Consider the following 9,415-nt stretch of genomic DNA (forward strand, 5'->3'; position numbering starts at 1 on the left):
GAAACACTACCTCGAAAGCCCCCGCCGCGTCGCGGCCTGCGCCTCGCTGTGCTCCTCGTCGTTCGCCACTGCCGGAGCAAGCTCCGGCAGGCCCTCGTTCGCTCCGCTCACGAGGACTCCGCTCACTCCTGCGGTGCTTACGTCGGCTCGGCTCGCGACGCGGCGGCCCCTTTCAGTCCCACCCCGCGATGGATTTCCGGCCGGGCGACCCTCGGTAGCTGACCGACCAGCCGACCCGCGGTGGCTTGTTCAACACTCGCTCCGGGTGGGACTGAAAGGGGCTGGCCGCTCGCGCCGGAGGGGAGTCGGCTGCGCGAGCCCTATCGCGTGCGCGGATATCTCGCGCAGCGACCGCGAGCGGCCAGGGGCTTTCGAGGTCGTGATAGCGGACCCGTCTCCTGCGACCTACGAGCTCGCAAGAAACGCTGAGCCACTACCGAATATCACAGACGACAAGCAATCGCACGAACGCTTTTATCAGCCGAGTGGGAGCAACCCACATGGACGACGGCTATCGATACGACACCGTCACCGGGCGGTTCGCGCCCGAGATCAGGGACGCCGACACCGTGGCCGAGGTGTTCGCGGCCGCGGCAGCCCTGTGGCCCGACCGGTCCTTCGTCACGGACGCGACGACCGACGAGACGCTCACGTTCGGCGAGTTCCACGACCGGGCACGCGCGCTGGCGGGCGCGCTCGCGAGCGTGGGGGTGGAGTCGGACGACCGCGTGGGGCTGTATCTGCACAACGGGCTGGCGTACCCGGTCGCCATCGCAGCCTGCGCGATGCTCGGGGCGGTCCAGACGCCGATCAACTGGCACTACAAAGCCAGGGAGGCGGCCCACGCGTTCGACACCGCGGAGGTCGGAACGGTGCTCGTCGAACCAGATAACGAATTCCTCGACGTACTGGACGAGACGGCGGGCGACTCGCCCGTCTCGGCCGTGGTGGTGCTCGATGGGATGGAGGGCACATACCGCAACGTCGAGGGGGTCACCACCCACCGACGCTCCGGGCTCTCGGGCGAGGTCCCCGAGGTCCCCCGCGACAAAACGGATCCCGTGGCCATCCTCTACACCTCCGGGACGACGGGGCTCCCCAAGCCCGCGGTGCTCTCGAACGAGTCGTTCCTGCTCGCGGCGACGAGCTTCCGGGCGATTCCCTTCGAGGAGGGTGACGTGAACTACAACCCGTTCCCGCTGTTCCACGCGAACGCGCAGTGTTACTCGCTGCTCGGGTCGGCGCTCGTCGGGGGCCACTACGTCCTCGCGGACCGCTTCTCGGCCTCGGCGTTCTTAGAGCACGTCGCCGCCCACGACGTGACCTCCGTGAACATCCTCGGGGGCGTCCCGAAGATGCTGCTCGCGGCGTACGAGGACCGGGAAGTCCCGGAGAACGGCCTCGACATCGCCGCTGGACCCATCTCCACGGAGGCGTGGGAGCCCTTCGAGGAGCGGTTCGGGCTCACCGTGGCCCAGCTCTACTCCCAGACCGAACACCCCGTGTTGCTCGTGAACCACCCCGAGAGAGCGCAGATCCGCCACGGCGCGATGGGGAAGCCGACGTTCCCCGACCTGGGACACGAGGTCCGAATCCTCGACGAGGACGGCGACGAGGTGCCGGCCGGGGAACAGGGGGAACTCGTCCGGACGGCCGTGGGGGCGATGGACGGCTATCGTGGAATGCCCGAGAAGACCGAGGAGACGCTGCGCGACGGCTGGATTCACTCGGGCGATATCGTCCGCGCGGACGAGGACGGCTTCCTCTATTACGTGGACCGAAAGAAGTTCATGATCCGCCGGGCGGGTGAGAACATCGCGGCCCGGGAGGTCGAGGACGTCATCGACGAACTCCCGGGTGTGGCGGCCTCGGCGGTGATTCCCGTCCCCGACGACGTGCGCGGCGAGGAGGTGAAGGCGCTCGTCCAGCGCCAGCCGGGCGCGGAGGTGAGCGAACGGGATATCGTCGCGCACGTCGCGGCCACGCTCGCGGCGTACAAGGTGCCCAGATACGTGGCGTTCGTCGACTCGTTCCCCCGGACGCCGAGCGAGCGCATCCAGCGGGTGACCCTCGCGGAGGAGCACGCCGAGCGCGAACACGCGTGGGACCGCGAGCACGACGGCGGGGATTAGAGGAGATCCAGCCCTCGCAGCTCGAAGCGCGCGCCCCCGTTCGGTGACTCGTCGACGACGAGGTACCCGCCGTGGGCCTCGATGATGTTGTTCACGATGGTGAGCCCTAGCCCTGTCCCACCCGCCGTGTACCCGCGCTCGACGACCAGTTCGCGCTCTCCGACCGGGATACCGGGGCCGTCGTCTTCCACGGCGAAGCCGTCCGGGAGGGGTCGGACGGTGACCGTCACGTCGTCTCTGGCGTGTTCGACGGCGTTCCGAAAGAGGTTCTCGAGCAGTTGCTGGAGACGGTCGCCATCGCCCGCGACGCGGGGAAGCTCTTCGGGGAGGACGAGCGTGGCCTCCGCGGTGGGCGAGCGCTCCCACGCGCGGCGGACGAGGGGGGTGAGCGAGACGGCTCGGAAGTCGCCGACGCGCTGTCCCTCCCGCGTGAGCGTCAGGATCTCTTCGACGAATCGGGCGATATCGCGTGCTGCGGTCTCGACGTGCTCCAGTTTCTCGAGGTCCTTCGACTCCCGCACGAGCTGGGTGTAGCCCGTGATGGTCGACAGCGAATTGCGGATGTCGTGGGAGACGACCGAGGCGAACTCGTCGAGCAGTTCGTTCTGCCGGCGCAGGTCGGTCTCGCGGGCGACGCGTTCGAGTGCGACCGCGGTCGTAGAGACGTAGATGTCCAGCGTCTCACAGGAGCGGGGGTCGAGCTGTTCTGCGGTCGTCACGGCGAGGACGCCGTACTCGCCGATGGGGAGATAGCGTGTCCAGCCGTCCTCGCAGGGTATCTCCTGCGTCTCACCGGTCGTGAACGCGCGCTGGGCCGGGTCGGGGGCGTCGAGGTCCGCGGCGGAGGCCGCCTGCAGGTGCCCCCCCGCGGTCCACAGCGCACAGCCGACGAGGTCGAAGTTCGATTCGACGCCGTCACAGAGCGCGTCGCGCACGTCGTCGTCGGTCCGGGCTCTCATGAGGGCCCGGCTGGTCCGGGAGAGTCCCTCGAGGCGGTCGCGTTCGGCTTCGAGCAGGCGGGCGCTGGTCGCGGCGGCCTCTGCCGTCCGCGCGGCGGCGACTCGTTCGACGGATTTCACGCCGGAAACGAGCCCTGCGACGGCTCCCCACCCACCGAGAAAGACGGCGATGCCGGCCGAGACGGTTGCCGGCTCGGGTCGGGGCTGGATGGCGACCGAGACGACGAACACCCCGCTGAGGACGAGTCCTCCGGCGACCGACCAGCCGAGGACGGACCGTGCGTACTGCGGAGTGATTCGGCGGGCGACGAGGAGCCAGCCGACGACGAGGAGGACCCCTGGAAGCGCGATGTTCGCCGTGTCGAGCAGTGAGAGCGGCCCGAGGGTCCGCAGGACGGCAGCCGCGGCGATGATGAGCATGCCCAACAGGACTCCCACCACCGGCTGCCACTGTTCCCACCTCTGGTGTCCACCGCCCCATCTCACCTGCGTACTCATGCGTCACATAGCGCCTCGATGGGAGTAACCTTTCCGCGGATCCCTCGGCGTTGTCCTCTGTTGCCGTTGCGCGAGGCGCTCACATGGATATTGCCGGAGTAATGCATATCCGTGTATTCTCCGTTGTCTAACGGGGCTGGAATACCCACGAAACTGAGGGTCGGAACCGAGGCTATCAAGTCCCCCGCCTCGTAATCCTCCATCAGATGTCCACCCGGACAGGAGTTCTATCATGAGTGACAGCGGCACCCCCTACGCGCCGCACACCGACGCGGAGGTCGAGGCGATGCTCGACGCGGTCGGTGTCGACAGCGTGGAGGCCCTCTTCGACATCCCCGACGAGGTTCGCTTCGACGGGGACTTCGGTATCGATGCCCGCTCCGAGCAGGCGGTCCGCGCCGAGGTCGGCGCGACGCTCGGGCGGAACGAACAGCTAACGGAGTTCCTCGGGCGCGGCCACTACGACCACTACGTTCCCTCGGTCGTGGACCATCTCGCCGCCCGCTCGGAGTTCCTCACCTCCTACACGCAGTACCAGCCCGAGATCGCCCAGGGCTTCCTCCAGGCGTTGTTCGAGTACCAGTCGATGCTCGTCGAGCTGACGGGCCTCGAAGTCGCGAACTGCTCGATGTACGACGCGGCCACGGCACTCGGCGAGGCCGCGACGCTCGCGCTTCGCGTCCGGCAGATGTCGGGCACGCACGTGCTCGTCCCCGAGGCGCTGGAAGACGGACGCCGCGGCGTCCTCGAGAACTACCTCGTCGGCAGCGACGCCGAGGTCGTCTCGTATCCGATGGACGCCGGTATCGCGGACCTCGACGCGCTGGCCGACCTCGTGGACGAGGACACCGTGATGGTCTACGCCGAGAACCCCACCGTCACGGGGGCTATCGAGGAGCACCTCGACGAGATCGGTGCCCTCGCCGACGCGAACGACGCGCTGTTCACGCTCGGCTCGGACCTGCTCGCGCTCTCGCTCCTGCAGGAGCCCGCGAGCGTCGGCGCGGACGTGGTCGTCGGTGACGCCGCCGCGCTCGGGATGCCTACCTCGTATGGAATGGGCCTCGGCATCTTCGCCTGCCGCGAGGACTTCCTCCGGCAGACGCCCGGCCGCCTCGTCGGGGTGAGCGAGGATTCCCAGAACCGACGCGCCTACACCCTCACCCTCCAGACGCGCGAACAGCACATCCGCCGGGAGCGGGCCACCTCCAACATCTGTACGAACCAGGCGTGGGTCGCGCTCCGGACGGCGATGCACGTCGCGTGGCTCGGCCCCGAGCGGCTCGTCGAGAAGGCCAACCGGTGTGTCTCACTCGCGAGCGAACTCGCCGACCGGCTGGACGAGCTGGTCGGGCTCAAAGCCCCGCTCCACGACCGCCACCACTTCCGGGAGTTCGTCGTCCACGTCGACCAGCCGGCGAAACCGGTCGCCGAGGACCTCGAGCGCGAGGGGTTCGCCGTCCACGTCGTTGGCGACCACGAACTGCAGGTCTGCGTGACCGAGACGAACGAACACGCCGTCGACCATCTCGTCGCGGCCTTCGAGGAGGTGCTCTAATGCAATACGACCAGGCCCGCTGGACCGACGCGTCCGGCGACAAGTACGAACCGCTGCTCTCCGAGAAGGACTCCACGCACGTCGAGGTGGAGAGCGACCTGCCCGACCACCTCACCCGGGACTCGCTCGAGCTTCCGGACGTGTCCGAACCCGAACTCGCCCGGCACTACACCCGGCTCTCGGAGATGAACTACGGGGTCGAGTCCGGCCCGTTCCCGCTCGGCTCCTGTACGATGAAGTACAACCCCAAATTCACAGAAGATCTTGCAGCACTCCCCAGCGGGGCGGTCCACCCGGACCGCTCCCCCGAGTCGGTGCAGGGCAACCTCCAGATCCTCGCCGAACTCGAAGACTACCTCGCGCGCATCGGCGGGATGGACGCCGTCACCCTGCAGGCCCCCGCGGGCGCAGCGGGCGAGTTCACGGGTATCCTCATCGCCAAGGCCTACCACGAGTCGAACGGCGAGGAGCGCTCGGAGATCGTCATCCCCGATTCTGCGCATGGAACGAACTTCGCGAGCGCCGCGCTCGCGGGCTACGACGTGGTCTCGCTCCCCTCGAACGACGAGGGGCGTGTCGACCTGGAGGCGCTGGAGGCTGCCCTCTCGGAGGACACCGCCGCGCTCATGCTCACCAACCCGAACACGCTGGGGCTGTTCGAGCGCGATATCGAGCAGATCGCCGACATGGTCCACGACGTGGGTGGCCTGCTCTACTACGACGGCGCGAACCTCAACGCCCTCCTCGGGCGCGCCCGACCGGGTGACATGGGCTTCGACATCATGCACTACAACGTCCACAAGACGTTCGCTACTCCTCATGGGGGCGGCGGCCCCGGTGCCGGCCCGGTGGGTGTCGTCGAGGAACTGGAGGAGTTCCTCCCCGCACCGCACGTGCGCGCGACGGACACGGGCTACGAGTTCTACGAGCCCGAGCAATCGATTGGAAAGGTCCACGGCTATCTCGGCAACTGGCTCGTCCTGCTCAAAGCCCACGCCTATATCGCCCGACTCGGCGACGCGGGGCTCTCCGACGCCAGCGCGAAGGCCGTCCTCAACGCGAACTACCTCGGCAAACAGGTGGACTACGAGATTCCCTTCGGCCCGTACCACCACGAGTTCGTCGCCAGCGCGGGCGACCAGGACGCCGCGGATGTCGCCAAACGGATGCTCGACTACGGCGTCCATCCGCCGACGACGAAGTGGCCCGAGATCGTCAGCGAGGCGCTGATGACCGAACCCACCGAGATCGAGAATAAACGCACTTTGGACCAGCTCGCCGACGCCTTCAACAGCGTCCGCGCCGAGTCCGACGAGGTCATCGCGGCGGCCCCGGAGCGCACGAGCGCCGGCCGTATCGACCAGGCCTCCGCCGCGCGCAACCCGCGGCTCTCGTGGCACGCGCTCTCCGACGACTGAACTCCTGCTCTTTTTTTTTTTGCCGATTTCGGGTAGCTGCAGCGCTGTCTCGTACAGATTCGCTGTGGCCTCGTTCCCTCGCGATTTCGTGATTTGCTATCCCACTATATGGTTTATCTCTGGGTCATGGAACGGAATTTCGCGGGGGCGAGGAGGGTGCTTCGGGGGGTTTGCGGGCGAGTTTCCAGTTCATCGTCCGGTTCGCCGGCTGTGTGTCGTGCGGTTCGGAGGCGTGGCGTCGGTGCTGTCGACTCCGGGGTGAGTCAGTCGAATACGGCCCCGATGGGGACGTGGTCGCCCGGCACGACTACCTTCGATGGTCGTATGCACACGGCTCTGGGTACTCGGCACGCGAGCGGCTGGTGCGGCAGGTGGCTGGTATCTGTGTGAGCACAGGGCAGGCTTCTGCCCCGTGAAGCTCCTCTGCCCAGTATCCCGGTTGTGTGATGGTGGGAGTCGAGATTCCTAGGAGAATGAGTCGGTTCGGGGTTCGCTCCAGAGAAAGCCCGGCGATGTGCCGATGGCACGCTGGGGAACGTGCACGTTCGGGACACGAACCCCCCGGAGTTGCGACTCGAAGACGGGGGTGCAGAGAGAAGGGGACTGCTTACGCGACGGTCGAGGTGTCGACGGCGTCGTTGATCTTGACGAAACCGTAGTCGCACTCGGTGCAGTGCCACTTCACCTTCTCGCCGAGGTGCATCGTGGTCGAGGCCGCACGGTAGAACGTCGACGCGCCGCAGTCCGGGCAGTCGTGCTCGATCTCGAGGCTCATACACCCGAGTGTGGACGGGGGCGACTTGACGGTACTGGTTCTGGACGAGACTGGCCGTGGATGGGTGACTAATGGCGCAATGTCCTGCGATTTTGCGGGTTATGACTTCTAAGTGATAAAGTGTATTCGACTATACCGAATCGAAGATGGTGGGGCCATGCACAGTTTCGGAGGATGGGCCAGTACCGGGTCACATATCCGCTCATTCAGCGTACTTCTCCCAACTATTTGCTCTATTTCTCCTCATCCAAGACATCCCAATCGAATGTTTGTGGGAAATTGCGTGGATTTGGGTGCTGCTACAGAGCGTCGCCATTCCCAATCGGCGACCCCAGTGGGGAATCGGTCGCTCAGTCAGGTGGAATCAACGCCGAAGCGACGATCTCGACACATTCACCCGCAGTTAGCACGGGTGCGTAGTCCATTTCTCCATCGACGCCCGCTTTCAGCAGAAAGTCCGTGAGTCGCCAGATGTTGTACAGCAGCACGGCGAATATGAAGTAGAACAACCGCACGCGGTAGTCCTTCGATGATGTCTTCGCGAGAAAATCGCCTTTGATGCTCTTGTATTCGTTTTCGATCTGCCAGCGCCGACTGTAGCGCCGACAGAACGTTTCGGCCTCCTCGGGGCCGACTCGGAGATTCGTCGCGAAGACGGTCGTCCCCTCGCCGCTCGTCGAGGGAACGTACAGGAACCGCATCGGGTGTGATCCAGTTTCGACGTGGACGAACGCGGATTCAACAGCGACCGCCTGGTTGTCTTCGTCCATCCGTTTGATTGCCTCGCGTTCGGAGCTGGTGATGCGCTTCGGGATAAGGTAGTTCACGTCAAGGTTCGAGAGCGTCTGGAAGACGCGCATCGAGTCGAACTCCCGGTCGCAGAGCACCGTCTCAATGGGGACGTGCTCTTTCGCCCGGTGGACGAGACGCCGGACAACGCGGTGGATCTGGTTTGACCGGTTGTCATCCCACGCTGAACTCTCGCGCACTGGCTCGACCGCGAGGACGAGCGGGATGTTTTGACCGATGATCGAGAGGGTTGCGAAGTTGAACGCTCGGCCCTCGCCGTCTTTCGTCCCGCTTACCATCGGCATCTCTTCGACATCCCCGTAGTAGGGAATAGTCGTGATGTCGATGGCGGCAGTAACAGGCCGCCGGAAGGACGTTTCGGAGGCGATAGCCGAGAGCAAACGATCCGTCGTCTCATTAAATCCATCTACGAGGTCTTCGGGGTCGAATTGTTTGACGGCGCGGAGGTGGGTGTCGCCATGCGGGCCGTACTCTTCCCCTCGCCGATACTGGAACCGGGCTGATCCCTGGGCGGTACCACAGCCGGCCATCCCCATGAACGTCTGTAACTCACAGAATTGTGTGTCCTCGTAGGAGGCGTTCGCGGCCCGGCCGGAGTCAAAGTAGCCGAAGGCGTGATCACGCGCGAGCCGCGTCGTCTGGACAATCTCGTCCTGCGAGAACGAATCAACCTCCACTGAGTCCTCCTCTCCTAGAGGCTCGTCGACGATCTCTGCTTTGGGGCGAACTGCGGGCGCGGGTATGTCGCGATCGTGGACTTCTTTGACGACGAAGTGAGCCGCGGTCTGCACGTACTCCTGAACAGCGTCGTCGAATCGATTCCGCCACGCCCGCGAGAACGCCGATGCGTCGGGCACTCGACTGAAGCCAAAGATCGTGGCCACTTCCGGTTGCCGGGTCAGTCGTCGTGCGAATTCGGCATACGAATCACCCGTAATCTCCATGAAAACGAACGCGAGGACCATCGCCCGAAAGGAGAGCGGAGCAGGATGCCACGCTGGATACCCATCTTCGAGTGTGTCGATTGAGCGTTCCAGATTTTCGAATACGGTGACAATATCGGTCTTGCGGAGGTCGGTTCGGATGTCGATCCCGAACTGATACGCTTCACAGAGAGAGCGCATCCGGGATTCGCTATGAGCAGTCGTATCGTTCACGTTAGCGGATGGAAGGAGCGGATCGATATTACGCTCTTGTGAAGTACATTGTTGGTGAGTCAGAGAACTGCTCTGACAATCTCTTTGAGTGCCTCTCGACCCGGTTTG

The 9,415-nt window shown here is 65.2% G+C and carries 7 protein-coding genes; 3 read left to right on the top strand and 4 right to left on the bottom strand.

Features of this window, described 5'->3' with window-relative positions:
• The first annotated feature begins 500 nt into the window (after positions 1-500).
• The gene (locus ACQUQR_RS14820; protein WP_435197285.1) at positions 501-2,132 is read left to right on the top strand and encodes a class I adenylate-forming enzyme family protein; all 1,632 of its coding nucleotides are present in this window, start codon (positions 501-503) and stop codon (positions 2,130-2,132) included.
• Here ACQUQR_RS14820 and ACQUQR_RS14825 read toward each other — a convergent pair.
• Both ACQUQR_RS14825 and ACQUQR_RS14830 read right to left on the bottom strand, forming a co-directional pair.
• Positions 2,129-3,511: a sensor histidine kinase gene (locus tag ACQUQR_RS14825; protein ID WP_435197286.1), complete on the bottom strand. Its 1,383-nt coding sequence runs from the start codon at positions 3,509-3,511 to the stop codon at positions 2,129-2,131. The genes ACQUQR_RS14820 and ACQUQR_RS14825 overlap by 4 nt on opposite strands.
• A gap of 74 nt (positions 3,512-3,585) precedes the next feature.
• Positions 3,586-3,792: a hypothetical protein gene (locus ACQUQR_RS14830; RefSeq protein ID WP_435197287.1), complete on the bottom strand. Its 207-nt coding sequence runs from the start codon at positions 3,790-3,792 to the stop codon at positions 3,586-3,588.
• Between the two features lie 29 nt (positions 3,793-3,821).
• On the opposite strand from ACQUQR_RS14830, the gene gcvPA reads away from it, so the two are divergent.
• Positions 3,822-5,147: an aminomethyl-transferring glycine dehydrogenase subunit GcvPA gene (gcvPA, locus tag ACQUQR_RS14835; protein WP_435197288.1), complete on the top strand. Its 1,326-nt coding sequence runs from the start codon at positions 3,822-3,824 to the stop codon at positions 5,145-5,147.
• Positions 5,147-6,565 carry an aminomethyl-transferring glycine dehydrogenase subunit GcvPB gene (gcvPB, locus tag ACQUQR_RS14840; RefSeq protein WP_435197289.1) on the top strand — a complete coding sequence of 473 codons (1,419 nt, stop codon included), beginning with the start codon at positions 5,147-5,149 and terminating at the stop codon, positions 6,563-6,565. Before gcvPA ends, gcvPB begins: the two co-directional genes overlap by 1 nt.
• A gap of 607 nt (positions 6,566-7,172) precedes the next feature.
• Here gcvPB and ACQUQR_RS14845 read toward each other — a convergent pair.
• Positions 7,173-7,340: a hypothetical protein gene (locus ACQUQR_RS14845; RefSeq protein ID WP_435197290.1), complete on the bottom strand. Its 168-nt coding sequence runs from the start codon at positions 7,338-7,340 to the stop codon at positions 7,173-7,175.
• Positions 7,341-7,690: 350 nt separating this feature from the next.
• A complete protein-coding gene (locus tag ACQUQR_RS14850; RefSeq protein WP_435197300.1) occupies positions 7,691-9,274 on the bottom strand; it encodes a transposase in 1,584 nt (527 codons plus the stop codon).
• Between the last annotated feature and the right edge of the window lie 141 nt (positions 9,275-9,415).

The organism is Natronomonas sp. EA1 (assembly GCF_051195035.1).
In the GTDB taxonomy this organism is placed as follows: domain Archaea; phylum Halobacteriota; class Halobacteria; order Halobacteriales; family Haloarculaceae; genus JBNTJV01.